The sequence below is a fragment of the Nocardioides sp. LS1 genome (assembly GCF_003865225.1).
In the GTDB taxonomy this organism is placed as follows: Bacteria; Actinomycetota; Actinomycetes; order Propionibacteriales; family Nocardioidaceae; genus Nocardioides; species Nocardioides ginsengisegetis.
The window spans coordinates 154,199-170,788 of record NZ_BIFF01000005.1 but is presented as its reverse complement, the minus strand read 5'-3'; the positions used below and the strand labels follow the sequence as shown (position 1 = coordinate 170,788).

Below are 16,590 nucleotides of genomic sequence, written 5' to 3'. Positions count from 1 at the left end.
GTCAGCGGATCTCGAGCTGGACGATCGTCTTCTCCAGCGAGTGCGACTCGATGTCGACGATGCCGGGCTTGTCGAGGTTCTTCACGGTCAGCGTGGTGGTGCCGGCGCCGTACTGGAACTCCTGCTCCGGCGTCGAGTGCACGTGGATCTCGCCCGGCTTGTCGGCCTTGACGACCAGCTCGACCGTCTGGCCGTGGTCGATCACGATCCGGTCCCCGTTGGGCGTCACCGAGTCGCCGTTGATCGTGACCTCGATCGTCTTCGTGGGGACGTCGCCCGACGAGGAGTCGCCCCCGCCGCAGGAGACGAGGACGGGCAGGGCGAGGAGGACCGCCACGGTGGCGAGGATCCGGCGCATCGGGTTCCTAACAGGGTCGGGACGTGCTCGACGGCACGCGGCTGCACGTGGGACTGGAGCCCGCTCGGGGCGTCACCTCTGCCAGAATCCCACGTTGAGCAAGCCGTCACGCCGGGGACCCCGGCGAGACGTCGACGCGCACGCGAGGAAAGGGCTTCCAGATGACCGAGCGGCTCCGGCCGCGCGACCTGGCGCTGCTGGCGGCAGAGTCCGCCGCGACGCCGATGCACAACGCCACGGTCGAGATCTTCGACCCGGGCGACTCGGGCTTCGACCACGACCGGCTCGTGGAGCTGATCCGGGACCGCATCTCCTTCGTGCCGCGCTACCGCCAGCGGATCCAGTCGGTCCCCGGACGACTGGCCAACCCCGTCTGGGTCGACGACGAGAACTTCGACCTCGGCTACCACGTACGCCGCTCCGCGCTGCCGCGCCCGGGCACCCTCGAGCAGCTGCTCGAGCTGGTCGGCCGGATCGTGTCGCGGCCCCTGGACCGGTCCCGGCCGCTGTGGGAGATGTACTTCGTCGAGGGCCTCGAGGGCGGCCAGGTCGCGCTGCTGTCGAAGTCCCACGAGGTCCTCGTCGACGGCGTCGACACCGTCGACCTCGGGCAGGTCCTGCTCGACGTCGGGGAGACCCCCAAGGAGCTCGGGGGCGACGAGTGGCGGCCCGGCCCGCGCGTCACCCAGGGCGGCCTGCTCGCCGACGCCGTGCGCGAGTCGCTGACCCAGCCGCGCACCGTCGCGGCCACGATCCGCAGCCGGACCGGTGCCGTGCTGCGCGGCACCGACGCCGCCGCGCAGCGGGCCAGCGGCGTGGTCAACGCACTGACCGGCCGGCGCCCGTCGCGCCCCTACCCGGTGACCGGGCCGCTGTCGCTGCAGCGCCGCGTGGTCGCCGTACGCACCGAGCTGGCCCACTACCGCACCGTCCGCAACGCCCACGGCGGCACGGTGAACGACGTCATCCTGGCCACCATCACCGGAGCGCTCCGCAGCTGGCTGATGACACGCAGCGAGTCGATGCACGGCATGCGCCAGGTCCACGCCGTGGTGCCGATCTCGGTGATCGACCAGGAGCTCGAGGCGACGTCGCTCGGCAGCCAGATCGCCGCGCACTTCGTGGACCTGCCCATCGGGGAGTCCAGCCCGGTGGTCCGCCTGCACCAGGTGTCCTACTCCTTCCAGGCCCACAAGGACACCGGCCGCGCCGTCGCCGCCAACCGGCTCGCGGGCATCGCCGGCTTCGCGCCGACGACGTTCCACGCGATCGGGGCGAGGGTGGCGGCGGCCGAGCTGCGCCGCGGCTACCAGCTCAGCGTCACCAACGTGCCCGGGCCGCAGTCGCCGCTCTACGCCGCAGGCGCCCGGATGGTCGCGACCTACCCCGTCCACCCGTTGCTGCCCGGACACCCGCTGGCGATCGGCGTGACGTCGTACGACGGCGGCGTCTACTACGGACTCACCGCCGACCGGGACCTGCTGCCCGACGCGGAGCTCCTGGCGACCTGTCTGCGTGAGGCGCTGGACGAGCTGCTCGACACCGCGACCGGCGCACGCCCACGGGTCCCGCGCGGCCGGAAGAAGAAGGCTCCCAGGAAGGCGACCCCGGCCCCATGAGCGTCCGCATCTACGTCCCCCTGACCTCGACCTCGCTCGCGGCGCTGGTCGCCGACGGCCGCCTCGACGGACCGCTGCGCGCGCACGCCGTCACCGACGCGCTGCGCGCCGAGTGGCCCGAGGGCGACGACGAGGGCTGGGAGTACGCCGCCCTGATGGCCGCCGGCGGCACCTCGGCCGGCCTGCGGGGGAGCGGTGACCTGCCGCGGCGTTTCGTGGTCGCCGCCGACGTGCCCTCGGTGGTGCCCGTGCCCGGCGACGACCCGACCCTGGTCGACGTCGCGGCGGACGTGCCGTGGAAGAACGTCGCCTCCGCCCACGTCGACACGAGCGACTGGGGAGCGGAGGGTCCCGACGAGGATGCCGAGCTCGCGTGGTTCGCCACCCAGGAGATCCGCGACCTGCTGTAGGCCCATTCCTCGACTCGGCGTTGCCCCCGTCAGGTCGCTATGGTCGCTGCCATGGACGCAATTTCTTTCCCCCCGGCTCCCACCAACGAGCCGAACCTGACCTACGCGCCGGGCAGCCCCGAACGGGACGCCCTCCTCGCGGAGATCGGCCGCCTCGAGGCCACCCAGCACGACCTGCACGCTCATATCGGTGGTGAGTTCCGCCCCGCCGGTGGCGAGGAGATCAAGGTCGTCCAGCCGCACGACCACCAGCACGTGCTCGGCGTGACCCGCAACAGCACCAAGGCCGACGCGCAGGCCGCCGTCGACGCCGCCCTCGACGCGGCGCCCGAGTGGCGCGCGATGGCCTTCGACGAGCGGTGCGCGATCCTGCTCAAGGCCGCCGACCTGCTCGCCGGCCCGTGGCGCCAGCGGATCAACGCCGCGACGGTGCTCGGCCAGTCCAAGACCGCCTTCCAGGCGGAGATCGACTCGGCCTGCGAGCTCATCGACTTCTGGCGCTTCAACGTGCACTACGCGAAGCAGATCCTCACCGACCAGCCGATCGCCAACAGCCCGGGCATCTGGAACCGCACCGACCACCGCCCGCTCGAGGGCTTCGTCTACGCGATCACGCCGTTCAACTTCACCGCGATCGCGGGCAACCTGCCGACCGCGCCGGCGCTGATGGGCAACACGGTCGTGTGGAAGCCGTCCCCGACCCAGCAGCTCGCCGCGTCGCTGACGATGGAGCTCCTCGTCGAGGCCGGCATGCCGCCGGGCGTCATCAACATGCTGCCCGGTGACGGCCTCGAGGTCTCGGACGTGGCGCTGACGCACCGCGACCTGTCCGGCATCCACTTCACGGGCTCGACCCCGACCTTCCAGCACCTGTGGCGCACGGTCGGGGAGAACATCACCGGCTACCGCTCCTACCCGCGGATCGTCGGCGAGACCGGCGGCAAGGACTTCATCGTCGCCCACCCCTCGGCCGACGTGCAGGTCCTCAAGACCGCGATGATCCGCGGCGCCTTCGAGTTCCAGGGCCAGAAGTGCTCGGCCGCGTCCCGCGCCTACGTCCCGCGCTCGCTGTGGACCCAGCTCAAGGACGAGCTCGTCGCCGACGTCGAGGGCATCTCCATGGGCTCGCCCAAGGACCTGTCGAACTTCATGTCGGCCGTCATCGACGACCGCGCCTTCGCCAAGCACCAGCGGGCCATCGCCCGCGCGCAGGGCACCGACGGCCTCGACGTCATCGCCGGTGGCCAGACCGACGACTCGGTGGGCTACTTCGTGCGCCCCACCGTCGTCGAGATCGCCGACCCGACCGACGAGATGTTCTCCACCGAGTACTTCGGCCCGATCCTGGCCGTCCACGTCTACGAGGACGGCGACTTCGAGAAGGTCGTGGCGCAGATGGAGTCCTTCGCGCCCTACGCCCTCACCGGCGCGATCATCGCCCAGGACCGCCGCGCCATCGCGTGGGCCCGCAAGGAGCTCCGCTTCGCCGCGGGCAACTTCTACATCAACGACAAGCCGACCGGTGCCGTCGTGGGCCAGCAGCCCTTCGGCGGTGGCCGCGCCTCGGGCACCAACGACAAGGCCGGCGCCGCGGTTAACCTGCTGCGCTGGACCAGCCCGCGGTCCATCAAGGAGACGTTCGTCCCGCCGACGGACTACCGCTACCCCTACATGGGCTGAGTCTCGACAGGCTCGACCACCGTTTCGACAGGCTCGACCACCGTCTGGACGACGAAGCCCCCGCCGGCACTGCCGGCGGGGGCTTCGTCATGTCGTGCGAGCTCAGTCGAGGGTCGGGTAGTCCGTGTAGCCCTCGGCACCGCCGCCGTAGAACGTGGCCGGGTTCGGCTCGTTCAGCTCGGCGCCGGTCTCCCAGCGCTTCGGCAGGTCGGGGTTGGCGAGGAACAGGCGGCCCACGGCCACGGCGTCGCCGAGGTCGTCGTCGAGGATCGCCTGGGCGTCCTCGCGCGTGGTGATGCTGCCGAAGCCGTCGTTGACGACGAAGACGCCGCCGAAGTCCTTGCGCAGCCGCTGCACCAGGTCCTGGCGCGGGTCGGCGAGCACGCTGAGGTAGGCCAGGCCGAGCGGCGCGATGGCCTCGACGAGGGCGCCGTACGTCGCCTCGACGTCGGCGGGGTCCTCCTCGGTGGCCCCCTGGATGTTGTGCGCGGGGGAGATCCGGATGCCGACGCGGTCCGGGCCGATCGCCTCGGCGACCGCGCGGGTCACCTCGATGGCGAAGCGGGCACGGCCCTCGGGCGAGCCGCCGTACTGGTCGGTGCGCTCGTTGGAGCCGGGCGCGAGGAACTGGTGGATCAGGTAGCCGTTGGCGGCGTGCACCTCGACACCGTCGAGACCGGCCTCGACCGCGTTGCGCGCGGCCTGCACGAACTCCTCGACGACGCCGGCGATCTCGTCGGTCTCCAGGGCGCGGGGGACCGGGTGCGGCTTCGGGCCGGTGGGGGTGAACATCTCACCGGGTGCGGCGAGCGCGCTCGGGGCGATGCTGCCCAGGCCGCCGGTGTTGTCGGGGTGCGAGACACGGCCGGCGTGCATCAGCTGGGCCACGATGCGCCCACCGCGGTCGTGCACGGCCTCGGCGACGCGGCTCCAGCCGGCGACCTGCTCGGCGGAGTGCAGGCCGGGAGTGTTGGGGTAGCCCTGGCCGACGGCGGAGGGCTGGGTGCCCTCGGTGACGATCAGGCCGGCGGTGGCGCGCTGGCCGTAGTACTCGACCGCGAGGTCGCCGGGCACGCCGCCCGCGTCGGCCCGGTTGCGGGTCAGGGGAGCCATGACGAGGCGGTTGCGCAGGCGCCAGGCGGGGGTCTGGAGGTCGTCGAACAGGTCAGCCATGCGGGTTCTCCTCGTGGGACGGGGACAGTTCGTTGAACCTTGTAAGAACCTCCCGCGCGGGTCGCGGTGTTCCAGCTCGCGCGGTGAGGAAGCGCACAGGGCCCGGACCGAGTCGGTCCGGGCCCTGTGACGGGTGGTCAGGTCAGGCGGGGAGGCACTGGGTGCCGGCCTGGCCCTGTCCGTTGACGCTGATGTTGTAGGTGAAGCAGACGCTCGGGTCGGCCTGGGCCGGCGCGAGGCTGACCAGGGAGGCGGCGGCGGTGAGGACGACGAGGGCGGCGATGCGCTTCATGTGGTGGACCTTCCGAGTCGTGACCCGGTCCGAATTGCCGGGTCCGATCGCCTGAACGAGCGACCGTGAGCGGCGTCACGCGGGCACCCGCGGCGGTCTGGACCGGGGGACCGTCGGGCAGACTGGGGCCGCGATGAACGACCTCCTGATCACCCTCGTGACGGCCCTCCACCTGGGCGCGCTGCACCCGCACGAGAAGGCGTTGACCCTCGCCCTGGCGTTCGGTCCCTTCGTGGTGCTCGGGGCCGTGATCGCCGTACGCCGCCGGCAGGACGCGCGCGAGGCGGCCCAGCAGGAGGCCCGGCCGGAGGGTCAGCGCGACAGGTAGTCGTTCCCGACCTTGTTCTCGGCCTTGAGCGCCTTGAGCAGCAGGTCGGAGATCAGGCCCTCGATCTTGCCGCTCACGAGCGGGATGTTCACCTTGATGTCCAGGCTGACCGTCTCGGTCGTGCGCCCGCCCGACTCGCGCAGCGTGGCGGTGCCGCTCATCTCGCCGGGCTTGCCCGGGATCGTGACGTGGATGCGCGCGGCGTCACCGGCCCAGCTCTCGCTCTGGACGATGTTGATCTCGTCGCCCACGAACTTCTTCGCGAACGACGGGATGCCCTGGGCGGCCTGGACCTGGTCGATGACGACCTCGGTGCCGGCGCCGTTGGGGTGCACGGTGACGTTCGACCGGACCACGCCCTGGTAGGCGCAGACCTCCTCGCGGAAGGCGGGGTCGATCAGCATCGCGGCCACGTCGGCCAGCGGCGCGTCGTAGGTCAGGTCGTGGGTCAGTCGCTTGGTCATCGGTTTCCCTTCAGCCACTCGGTGCCGACGCCGTGCTCGGCGTCCATGCCCGCCCGCACCTTGTCGGCGAGCAGCTTCTCGAGCTTGCCGCCGATCAGGGGGACCTTGATCTTGACGTCGAGCTCGACGATCTCGACGGTGCCGCTGCCCTCGGGGCGCAGCGTGATGGTGCCGGCGATCTCCGACGGCTTGCCCGGCGCGTCGATCCGCAGCGTCCCTCCGGTGGAGTCGGCCCAGACCTCGTGCTGGATCGCCCGGGTCGACGAGCCGGCGAACTTCTGCGCGAACGACGGCAGGTCGTCGGTGTTCTGGAGCTGGTCGACGGTCATCGTGAAGCCGGCGCCGGAGCGCTCGACGGTGGCCTCGGCGGAGATGACGTCCTGGGCGGCGCAGGCGGCCTCGCGGAACGCCGGGTCGGCCAGCATCGCGAAGACCTGGTCGGGACTGGCGTCGTAGGACAGCTCGTGTCGGAACTTCATGGCGCTCATCATGGCGGAGGGGTGGGCGGCGGGGGAGCCCCGGGCACAGATCGGTGCAGCGATACGGTCCAGCCATGAGCGAGACCTTCGTGTCCTTCGGTGAGCAGGGTGCCCAGCTGACCTACGGCAGCTACCTGCGGCTGCCCCAGCTGCTGGACTCCCAGCACCTCGAGTCCGACCCGCCGGCCCATGACGAGCTGCTGTTCATCACCATCCACCAGGTCTACGAGCTCTGGTTCAAGCAGCTCCTCCACGAGGTGCAGGCCGCGCGCGACGCGATGAGCGAGGGCCGCCTGTGGTGGGCCCAGCACCTGCTCGCCCGGGTGCACGTGATCGAGCGCGTCCTGGTCCAGCAGGTCGACGTCCTGGAGACGATGACCCCGCAGGACTTCCTGGAGTTCCGCCAGCGGCTGGCCCCGGCCAGCGGCTTCCAGTCGGTGCAGTTCCGCGAGCTGGAGTTCCTCAGCGGCGCCAAGGACCCGTCGTACGTCGAGCGCTTCCGCGGCCTGACCTCCGCGGAGCAGGACCGCCTCGGTGCCCGCCTCGACGAGCCGACCCTCTGGGACGCCTTCGTCGACGTGCTCCGCGCCGCCGGCCTCGACGCCGACAGCGACGAGGGCATCTCGGCGTCCCTGCGGACCGTCGCCCACGACCGCTCCCAGTACGCCGCCGTGTGGGCGCTCGGTGAGGCTCTCCTGCAGCACGACGAGCTCGCCGCGAGCTGGCGCGCGCGCCACGTGGTCATGGTCGAGCGGATGATCGGCGCCAAGTCCGGCACCGGCGGCTCCAGCGGCGCGGGCTATCTGCGCTCGCGGCTCCCGATGCAGTACTACCCCCTGCTGTGGGAGCTCCGCTCGGAGCTCTGATCCGGCTTCTGGGCGACGGCCCACCAGTCACAGGGGCCCCATGTTGTGGAGGTCACCCCGGAGTCCTAGGGTCGTGGTGTGTCAACGACGACGCTGGATTCCGAGAAGTCCGATCTCCTCGCCAAGGCCACCGACCTGGCCATGGCCCGCAAGGGCGCCGGAGGCCCTCCGCACGATGCGGTCGGAGCCCTGATCAAGGCCTACTACCGGCACGTGGCGCCCGAGGACCTCGTGGACCGCGCCGACGTCGACGTCTACGGCGCCCTGGCCTCGCACTACAAGCTCGCGGCCAACCGGCCGCAGGGCACGGCGTCGGTCCGCGCGTTCACGCCGAGCCTGGCCGAGCACGGCTGGTCCGCGGGCGGGCACTCCGTCGTGGAGGTCGTCACCGACGACATGCCCTTCCTCGTGGACTCCCTGACCATGGAGCTCTCGCGCCAGCTGCGCGACGTGCACGTGGTCATCCACCCGCACTTCGACGTCGTCCGCGACATCACCGGCACGCTGCAGAGCGTCCACCCCGTCGCCGACGGCTCGCTGGAGCCCGAGGGCGGCGCGGTCCGCGAGTCGTGGATGCACGTCGAGATCCACCGGATCCGCGACGGCGACCGCGCCGACGACCCGGCCGAGATCGAGGAGGCCGTGCAGCGGGTGCTGCGCGACGTCCGCGAGTCCGTCGAGGACTGGGACAAGATGCACTCCCAGGTGCTCGCGATCGTCGACGAGCTCGAGACGTCCCCGCCGCCGCTCGACGCCGACGAGATCCGCCAGGGCCGCGAGCTGCTGACCTGGCTGGCCGAGAACCACTTCACCTTCCTCGGCTACCGCGAGTACAAGCTCGAGCGCGACGGCGACGACGAGCTGCTCCGGGCCGTGCCCGGCACCGGCTTCGGCATCCTGCGCTCCGACCAGGACATGTCGGCGTCCTTCGGCAAGCTGCCCGCGATGGTCAAGGCCAAGGCCCGCGAGAAGACCCTGCTCGTGCTCGCCAAGGCCAACTCGCGCGCCACGGTCCACCGGCCGGCGTACCTCGACTACGTCGGGGTCAAGAAGTTCGAGAACGGCGAGGTCGTCGGCGAGCGCCGCTTCCTCGGGCTCTTCTCCAGCGCCGCCTACACCGAGTCGCTGATGCGGATCCCGCTGCTGCGCGAGAAGGCCACGGCCGTGCTCAAGCGCAGCGGCTACGACCCGCGCAGCCACGCCGGCAAGGCCCTCATGGACACCCTCGAGACCTACCCGCGCGACGAACTGTTCCACACGCCCGTCGATGAGCTGGCGCCGATGGCCGAGGCGGCCATGCACGCCCGCGAGCGCCGCCAGGTGCGGATGTTCATCCGCCGCGACACCTACGGCCGCTACGTCTCGGTGCTCGTCTACCTCCCCCGCGACCGCTACAACACCAGCGTCCGCGAGCGCTTCTCGGAGATCCTCAAGGAGCGGCTGTCCGGCGAGTCGGTCGAGTTCAACGTCAGCGTCAACGAGTCGACGACCGCGCGCGTCCACTTCGTCGTGCACCCGCCCAAGGGCGTGCTGCTGCCCGAGGTCGACACCGCCGACCTCGAGCGCCGGCTGACCGACGCGTCCCGCTCCTGGCGCGACGACTTCATGACCGCCGTCATCGCCGAGTACGGCGAGGAGGTCGGCGCCCGGCTGGGTCGTCGCTACCTCGACTCCTTCCCGGAGGCCTACAAGGAGGACTACGCGCCGCGCACCGGCTCGGTCGACCTGGGCCGCCTCGAGGCGATCCGGGCCGAGGACGCCGACGGCGGCGGCATCGACCTGTCCCTCTCCGAGCAGGTGGACGCGGGCCGCGGCGAGGCCCGGCTCAAGGTGTTCCGCCGGGGACCGGCCCTGTCCCTCTCGCAGATCCTGCCGATGCTCTCCTCGATGGGCGTCGAGGTGGTCGACGAGCGTCCCTACGAGCTCGACGGCCTCGACCAGCCGACCTACATCTACGAGTTCGGGCTGCGCTACGGCCAGGCGATGCCGGCCCACGCGCGCGAGCTGTTCCAGGACGCGCTGCGCGCCGTGTGGGACGGCTACAACGAGATCGACGGCTTCAACGCGCTCGTCCTCGGCGCCGGGCTGACCTGGCGCCAGGCGACGGTGCTCCGCGCCTACGCGAAGTACATGAAGCAGGGCAACTCGCCCTTCGCCCTCGACTACATCGAGGACGCGCTGCGCAACAACGTCGACATCACGCGGATGCTGGTGCAGCTCTTCGAGGCCCGGTTCACCCCGGGCGTCAACGGGCTGGCCGCCGACGCCGAGGCCCGGGTGGCCAAGGCGGCCGAGATCGAGCAGCGGATCGGCCGCGCCCTCGACGACGTCGCGAGCCTGGACCACGACCGGATCCTGCGGTCCTACCTGACCCACATCAAGGCGACGCTGCGCACCAACTGCTTCCAGCCGCCGGCCGACGGGGTCGGCGTCCGGCCCTACATGTCCTTCAAGCTCGAGCCGTCCGCGATCCCGGACCTGCCCGAGCCGCGCCCGCGCTACGAGATCTTCGTCTACAGCCCGCGCGTCGAGGGCGTGCACCTGCGCTTCGGCGCGGTCGCCCGCGGTGGCCTGCGCTGGTCCGACCGCCGCGACGACTTCCGCACCGAGGTGCTGGGCCTGGTCAAGGCGCAGATGGTCAAGAACACCGTGATCGTGCCGGTCGGCGCGAAGGGCGGGTTCTTCTGCAAGCAGCTGCCCGACCCGAGCGACCGGGACGCATGGCTCGCCGAGGGCATCGCCTGCTACCAGACCTTCATCTCCGGCCTGCTCGACATCACCGACAACCTCGTCGACGGCGTCACGGTGCCGCCGCGGTCCGTCGTACGCCACGACGGGGACGACTCCTACCTCGTCGTCGCCGCCGACAAGGGCACCGCGACGTTCTCCGACATCGCCAATGGCGTCTCGAACGACTACGGCTTCTGGCTGGGCGACGCCTTCGCCTCCGGCGGCTCGGTCGGCTACGACCACAAGGCCATGGGCATCACCGCCCGCGGCGCGTGGGTCTCGGTCCAGCGGCACTTCCGCGAGCGCGGGATCGACTGCCAGACCGAGGACTTCACCGCCGTCGGCATCGGCGACATGTCCGGTGACGTCTTCGGCAACGGGCTGCTGTGCTCCGAGCACACCCGCCTCGTCGCGGCCTTCGACCACCGCGACATCTTCCTGGACCCGACGCCCGACGCCGCGGCGTCGTACGCCGAGCGTCGGCGGCTGTTCGACCTCCCGCGCTCGTCGTGGCAGGACTACGACAAGGAGCTGATCTCCGAGGGCGGCGGCGTCTTCCCGCGGTCGTTGAAGTCGATCCCGATCGCCGCCTCGGTCCGCAAGGCGCTCGGCCTCGAGGACGGCGTGACCGCGATGACGCCCGCCGAGCTGATGAAGGCGATCCTGCAGGCGCCCGTCGACCTGCTCTGGAACGGTGGCATCGGCACCTACGTCAAGGCCGCCGACGAGACCCACGGCGACGCCGGCGACAAGGCCAACGACGCCATCCGGATCAACGGCCGCGACCTGCGGGCCAAGTGCGTCGGCGAGGGCGGCAACCTCGGGTTCACCCAGCTGGGCCGGATCGAGTACGCCCAGCGCGGTGGCCGGATGAACACCGACTTCATCGACAACTCCGCCGGTGTGGACACCTCCGACCACGAGGTCAACATCAAGATCCTGCTCGACCGGGTGGTCAAGGACGGCGACCTCACCGAGAAGCAACGCAACAAGCTGCTCGCCCAGATGACCGACGAGGTCGGCCACCTGGTGCTGCGCGACAACTACGAGCAGAACCTCGCGCTCGCCAACGCCGACGCGCACGCGCCGTCGCTGCTGCACGTGCACGAGGACTGGATGAAGCGGCTCGAGGGCGACGGCGTCCTCAACCGCGACCTCGAGGGGCTGCCCAGCTCGCGGCAGGTCAAGCGGCGCCTCGAGCGTGGCGACGGCCTCACCCTGCCCGAGCTCTCGGTGCTGCTCGCGTGGACCAAGATCGTGCTCGCCGAGGAGCTGCTGGCCTCCGACCTGCCCGACGACCCCTACCTCGACATCGACCTGCGGAACTACTTCCCGCAGGCCATGCGCGAGGGCTTCGAGAGCCAGATCGCCGACCACCCGCTGCGTCGCGAGATCATCGTGACCCAGGTCGTCAACGACCTGGTCAACGGCGCCGGCATGACCTACTGGCCGCGGCTCGCGGGGGAGACCGGCTCGACCGCGGCCGAGCTCACCCGGGCCAACTTCGTGGCGCGCGAGATCTTCGCGTCGCTGCCGCTGCGTGACGAGCTGAAGAGCTACGACAACGTGCTCTCGGCCGGCGTGCAGACCCACATGCGGGTCGAGATGCGCACGCTCGTCGAGCGGGCGTCGCGCTGGCTGGTCTCCAACCGGCGGCCGCCGCTGGACAGCCAGGGTCTCGTGGACTTCTTCGCCGCGGACGTCCAGCGGGTCATGGCCGAGCTGCCCGAGCTGATGACCGGCCGGGAGCTGACCGCCTTCCACCAGCGTCGTGACGACCTGGTCGCCAAGGCGGTCCCCGAGGAGCTCGCCACCCGCGTCGCGGTCCTGCCGCCGGCGTACACGCTCATGGGCATCATCGACATCGCCCGCCGCGAGGGCTTCGACCCGGTCGAGGTCACCCGCCTGCACTTCGCCCTCGGCGAGCGGCTCGGGCTGCCCGCGCTGGTCAACCGGATCCTCGCGCTGCCGCGCGAGGACCGCTGGCAGACGATGGCACGTGCGGCGCTGCGCGACGACCTGCACGGCGTGCACACGCAGCTGACCGCGCAGGTGCTGTCGGCGACCTCGCCGGACGACTCCGCCACCGCGCGGATCGCCGCGTGGGAGGACGCCGACACCGTCGTCGTCACCCGGGCCGCGGCCACGCTGGAGGAGATCTGCAAGGACGACTCCGCAGACCTGGCCCGGATGTCGGTCGGGCTGCGCGTCGTGCGCGGGCTGCTGGCCACCGGCTGAGCGAGAGGGCACTCCGGGGCACTCTGAGCGCGCCGAGAGGGCACTTGGTCTGACTCTGGCGATGGTGACCGTGGCGTCCGCGCGCGCGGGCGTCCTCTGGTCAGGTGCTGGGCCTGGAGGGGGCTCTGTGTGCGCAGGATCATCATTTCTGGGCGCTCGGTGATGATCCTGCGCACTCCTGCGGTCGGGATCACCGGTTAACCGGTGATCCCGACCTATGCGGCGCGCCCGACCGGCCCGCGACACCGCCGCCGTTCCCTCCATGACACGTAAGCACCGCAACGGCGAAAACCTGTTACGGATTGTCGGTGGTCCGTCATAGGGTTGATGACAATGTCAACCATCCCTCTCTCGGACCCGCCCGCCGGCGTGCACTCGCTCTGGCGTCTCCGGGGCTACCTGCGTCCCCATGCCGTCGCGCTCTCGATCATGGCCGCGGCCTCGGTCGCGGGGGTGGGGCTCACCATCGCCATCCCGCTGGTGACCAAGGCCCTGATCGACGGTCCCATCACCGACCGCGAGATCGGGCCCGTGCTGCCGCTGGGCCTGCTGGCTCTCGCGCTCGGCATCGTCGAGGCGTTGCTGATCTGGATCCGGCGCTGGGTCCAGTCCAGCGCCGTGCTGGGGCTCGAGACCGCGATGCGGCACGACCTCTACGCGCGGCTCCAGGAGCTGCCCATGGAGTTCCACTCCCGGTGGCAGTCCGGGCAGCTGCTCTCGCGCGCGACCACCGACCTGTCGGCGATCCGGCGCTTCAGCGGCTTCGGCCTGCTGTTCCTGGTCATCAACATCCTCCAGGTCACGGTGGTGACGGGGGTGCTGCTCACCATGTACTGGCCGCTCGGGCTGGTCGTGGCCGCGACGTCCGCGCCGATCGTGTGGCTGAGCATGCGCTTCGAGAAGGCCTACGTCGTCATCTCGCGCCGCGTCCAGGACGAGCAGGGCGACCTCGCCACCCGCGCCGAGGAGGGCGCGGTCGGCATCCGCGTCATCAAGTCCTTCGGCCGCAGCGACCACGTCTCGCAGCAGTACGAGTCGGCTGCCCGCACGCTCCACGGCACGAGCATGGACAAGGTCCGGCTCGCCGCGAAGTTCTGGACCTTCCTCGAGGTGATCCCCAACCTCGCCGTCGTGGTGGTGCTGCTGCTCGGCGCGATCGGGGTCGGCAAGGGCTACCTCACGCCGGGTGAGCTGGTCGCCTTCATCACCCTCATGCTCAGCCTGGTCTGGCCGGTCTCGTCCCTCGGCGTCATCCTCGCGATGGCCCAGGAGGCGATGACCGCCGCCGCACGCATCCTCGAGATCTTCGACACCGAGCCGACGATCGTGTCCGGCACCGCCGTGGTGGTCCGGCCGCGGGGACACCTGCGGTTCGAGCACGTCGACTTCGCCTTCCCTGACGCGCCCGACGAGCTGGTGCTCCGCGACGTCAACCTCGACCTGGCTCCCGGCGAGACCGTCGCGCTGGTGGGGGCGACCGGCTCCGGCAAGACCGTCCTGACGGCGCTGGTGCCGCGGCTGTACGACGTCACCGGGGGCCGGGTCACGATCGACGGGATCGACGTACGCGATCTCCAGCTGCCGCACCTGCGCCAGCTGGTCGCGACCGCGTTCGAGGAGCCCACGCTGTTCTCGATGAGCGCCCGCGAGAACCTCACCCTCGGCCGTGCCGACGCCACCGAGGAGGGGATCGAGTCCGCCCTGGCCGTCAGCCAGGCCGGCTTCGTCCACGACCTGCCGTGGGGCCTGGACACCCGCATCGGCGAGCAGGGCATGGCCCTGTCCGGCGGGCAGCGCCAGCGCCTCGCCCTGGCCCGCGCCGTGCTCGCCCAGCCCAAGGTGCTCGTCCTCGACGACACCCTGTCGGCGCTCGACGTGCACACCGAGCGGCTCGTCGAGGAGGCCCTCGGCCGTGTGCTGGCCGACACGACCGGCCTGATCGTCGCCCACCGGGCGTCGACGGTGCTGCTCGCCGACCGGGTCGCGCTCCTGCAGGACGGCACGATCACCCACGTCGGGGACCACCGCGAGCTGCTGGACACCGTGCCGGCCTACCGCGAGCTGCTCTCCGCCGAGTCCGAGGCGGTGTCGGCATGACGCAGGTGCAGGACCAGCAGCAGGACCAGAAGCCCCAGGAGTGGCGCGGGGTCGCGGCCGACGACATCACCGAGGAGCTGACCCAGGAGACGACGGTCCGGCTCGCCGGCCGGTCGCGGCGGCTGCTGCGCGACATGCTCGCGCCGTACAAGCGTGCGATCCAGCTGCTCGTGGTCATCGTCGTGGTCGAGAACGCCGCGCGCCTCTCGATCCCCTACCTCGTCAAGGAGGGCATCGACACCGGCATCGGGCCGATCCGGGCGACCGGGGACACCGGGCCGCTGTTCGTCATCGTCGGCATCATGCTGGTGGCGACGCTGACCCAGGCGGTCGCGCGCAACCTCTTCCTCGTGCGGTCGGGCAAGATCGGCCAGGACATCCTCTTCGAGATCCGGCGGCGGGTGTTCCGCCAGTTCCAGGCCCTGAGCCCCGCCTTCCACGACAACTACACCTCGGGCCGGGTGATCTCGCGGCAGACCTCCGACGTCGACGCGATCTACGAGATGCTCGAGACCGGGTTCGACGGCCTCGTCACGGCCGCGCTGACCCTGGTCGGCACCGCCGGGCTGCTGCTCTTCCTCGACGTCCGGCTCGGCCTGGTCGCGCTGGTGTGCGGCCCGTTCCTGGCCTGGCTGACCAACTGGTTCCGCAAGGAGTCCGCGCGCAGCTACCGCGTCACCCGCGAGAAGGTCGCGCTGGTGATCGTGCACTTCGTGGAGTCCATGGGCGGCATCCGCGCGGTGCAGGCCTTCCGTCGCGAGGGTCGCAACCAGGAGATCTTCGACGACGTCAACGACCAGTACCGCCTCGCCAACCTCGACGCCTTCCGGCTCGTCGCGTGGTTCATGCCGGGCATCAAGCTGATCGGCAACGTGACGATCGGCGTCGTGCTGCTCTACGGCGCCTTCCGTGCCTACCACGGCGAGGTCACCGTCGGCGTGCTCGCGGCGTTCCTGCTCTACCTGCGCCAGTTCTTCGAGCCGATGATGGAGATCTCGCAGTTCTACAACACCTTCCAGTCCGCCTCGGCCGCCCTGGAGAAGCTCTCCGGTGTGCTCGAGGAGGAGCCCGGGGTGCCCGAGCCCACCCACCCGGTCCCGCTCGAGGGGGCGCGCGGCGAGGTGCGCTTCGACCACGTGTCGTTCTCCTACGTCGACGACATCCCCGTCCTGCCCGACCTCGACCTGACGGTGCCCGCGGGGCAGACGCTCGCCCTGGTCGGCACGACCGGCGCGGGCAAGACCACGCTGGCCAAGCTGGCGACCCGGTTCTACGACCCGGTCCGCGGTCGCGTGCTGCTGGACGGGATCGACGTACGCCACCTGGCCTCGGACACCCTGCGCGACGCGGTCGTGATGGTCACCCAGGAGAACTACCTCTTCTCCGGCACCGTGGCCGACAACATCCGCTTCGGCCGGCCCGACGCCACGATGGAGCAGGTGGAGGAGGCCGCGCGCGCGATCGGCGCGCACGACTTCATCGCCGCGCTCCCGCACGGCTACGACACCGACGTCGCCAACCGCGGCGGCCGGCTGTCCGCCGGTCAGCGCCAGCTCGTCGCGTTCGCGCGGGCGTTCCTCGCCGACCCGGCCGTGCTCATCCTCGACGAGGCCACGTCGTCGCTCGACGTGCCCTCCGAGCGGCTGGTCCAGCACGCGCTGCGCACCGTCCTGGCCGGCCGGACCGCCGTGATCATCGCCCACCGGCTCTCCACCGTGGAGATCGCCGACCGGGTGCTCGTCATGGAGCACGGCCGGATCGTCGAGGACGGCACGCCGGCCGATCTCATCGCCGGCGGCGAGGGCCGTTTCTCGGACTTGCACCAGGCCTGGCTCGACTCGCTCGCCTGATCGCTA

General features: G+C 71.0%; 13 protein-coding genes. 8 read left to right on the top strand and 5 right to left on the bottom strand.

From position 1 onward, the window contains the following. Position 1 precedes the first annotated feature (1 nt). On the bottom strand, positions 2–358 hold the full coding sequence (locus tag EJF31_RS15005) for a hypothetical protein (RefSeq protein ID WP_125037961.1): 357 nt from the start codon (positions 356–358) through the stop codon (positions 2–4). 161 nt (positions 359–519) lie between these two features. Between EJF31_RS15005 and EJF31_RS15000 the strand changes: the two genes are divergently transcribed. Genes EJF31_RS15000 through pruA form a run of 3 tightly spaced genes read left to right on the top strand, consistent with a single transcriptional unit; the run spans position 520 to position 4,067 of the window. After that, positions 520–1,977, top strand: coding sequence for a wax ester/triacylglycerol synthase family O-acyltransferase (locus tag EJF31_RS15000; protein WP_125037960.1), 1,458 nt, complete (start codon positions 520–522; stop codon positions 1,975–1,977). Then, positions 1,974–2,387: a hypothetical protein gene (locus tag EJF31_RS14995; RefSeq protein WP_125037959.1), complete on the top strand. Its 414-nt coding sequence runs from the start codon at positions 1,974–1,976 to the stop codon at positions 2,385–2,387. The genes EJF31_RS15000 and EJF31_RS14995 overlap by 4 nt, the downstream gene beginning before the upstream one ends. Before the next feature lie 51 nt (positions 2,388–2,438). Next, complete coding sequence (gene pruA / locus EJF31_RS14990; protein WP_125037958.1) at positions 2,439–4,067, top strand: L-glutamate gamma-semialdehyde dehydrogenase; 1,629 nt, start codon at positions 2,439–2,441, stop codon at positions 4,065–4,067. A gap of 102 nt (positions 4,068–4,169) precedes the next feature. Here the strand turns inward: pruA and EJF31_RS14985 are convergent, their stop codons facing one another. Then, the gene (locus EJF31_RS14985; protein WP_125037957.1) at positions 4,170–5,240 is read right to left on the bottom strand and encodes an alkene reductase; all 1,071 of its coding nucleotides are present in this window, start codon (positions 5,238–5,240) and stop codon (positions 4,170–4,172) included. 142 nt (positions 5,241–5,382) lie between these two features. Further along, positions 5,383–5,532 carry a hypothetical protein gene (locus EJF31_RS21925; protein WP_182539975.1) on the bottom strand — a complete coding sequence of 50 codons (150 nt, stop codon included), beginning with the start codon at positions 5,530–5,532 and terminating at the stop codon, positions 5,383–5,385. Between the two features lie 133 nt (positions 5,533–5,665). Here EJF31_RS21925 and EJF31_RS14980 point away from each other — a divergent pair, with 133 nt between their 5' ends. Further along, positions 5,666–5,860, top strand: a complete 195-nt coding sequence (locus EJF31_RS14980; protein ID WP_125037956.1) for a hypothetical protein — start codon at positions 5,666–5,668, stop codon at positions 5,858–5,860. Here the strand turns inward: EJF31_RS14980 and EJF31_RS14975 are convergent. Continuing rightward, positions 5,845–6,324, bottom strand: coding sequence for a DUF2505 domain-containing protein (locus EJF31_RS14975; protein ID WP_125037955.1), 480 nt, complete (start codon positions 6,322–6,324; stop codon positions 5,845–5,847). The two genes, EJF31_RS14980 and EJF31_RS14975, sit on opposite strands and share 16 nt — an antisense overlap. Beyond that, on the bottom strand, positions 6,321–6,803 hold the full coding sequence (locus tag EJF31_RS14970; RefSeq protein WP_185736293.1) for a DUF2505 domain-containing protein: 483 nt from the start codon (positions 6,801–6,803) through the stop codon (positions 6,321–6,323). Before EJF31_RS14970 ends, EJF31_RS14975 begins: the two co-directional genes overlap by 4 nt. Positions 6,804–6,877: 74 nt before the next feature. Here EJF31_RS14970 and EJF31_RS14965 point away from each other — a divergent pair, with 74 nt between their 5' ends. From EJF31_RS14965 to EJF31_RS14950, 4 genes are all read left to right on the top strand, one after another. Beyond that, positions 6,878–7,669: a tryptophan 2,3-dioxygenase family protein gene (locus EJF31_RS14965; protein WP_125037953.1), complete on the top strand. Its 792-nt coding sequence runs from the start codon at positions 6,878–6,880 to the stop codon at positions 7,667–7,669. A gap of 78 nt (positions 7,670–7,747) precedes the next feature. After that, positions 7,748–12,637 (top strand): NAD-glutamate dehydrogenase, encoded by a 4,890-nt coding sequence (locus tag EJF31_RS14960; protein WP_260430886.1) that lies wholly within the window; start codon positions 7,748–7,750, stop codon positions 12,635–12,637. Positions 12,638–12,970: 333 nt separating this feature from the next. Beyond that, entirely contained in the window at positions 12,971–14,734 is a 1,764-nt protein-coding gene (locus tag EJF31_RS14955; protein ID WP_125037952.1) for an ABC transporter ATP-binding protein, read from the top strand. Beyond that, positions 14,731–16,584 carry an ABC transporter ATP-binding protein gene (locus EJF31_RS14950; RefSeq protein WP_125037951.1) on the top strand — a complete coding sequence of 618 codons (1,854 nt, stop codon included), beginning with the start codon at positions 14,731–14,733 and terminating at the stop codon, positions 16,582–16,584. Before EJF31_RS14955 ends, EJF31_RS14950 begins: the two co-directional genes overlap by 4 nt. Positions 16,585–16,590: the final 6 nt, after the last annotated feature.